Source organism: Streptomyces sp. URMC 126, from assembly GCF_051386555.1.
GTDB lineage: Bacteria > Actinomycetota > Actinomycetes > Streptomycetales > Streptomycetaceae > Streptomyces.
On the sequence record NZ_JBPQTX010000830.1, the window covers coordinates 1 to 277 of the forward strand.

The following is a 277-nucleotide window of genomic DNA, read 5'->3' on the forward strand; positions in this document are numbered from 1 at the left end:
GCTTGTCGGCGACCAGCGTGGTGAGCGTGGAGCCGGCGCAGTGGCCGTAGAGGGCGAACGGCCCGGTGACCGACTCGCCGATCTCCGCGACGATCCGCTCGGCGGCCTCGTCCCAGGTCAGCAGGGTGCTGTCGGCGTCCGTCGGGTCATGGCCCGGCAGCCCCACGGCCCACAGCTCCATGCGCGGGGAGAGGCGTTCGGCGAGCGGCTGGTAGGCCGTCGCGGCGCCGCCGCCGTACGGGACGCAGACCAGGGTGATCTCGGGCGCGCTCGCCCG

General features: G+C 75.1%; 1 protein-coding gene. It reads right to left on the bottom strand.

The window, feature by feature from the left end:
• Positions 1 to 277: thioesterase II family protein (locus ACSNOK_RS34115; RefSeq protein ID WP_436784612.1), on the bottom strand; the 277-nt coding region annotated here is incomplete at both ends.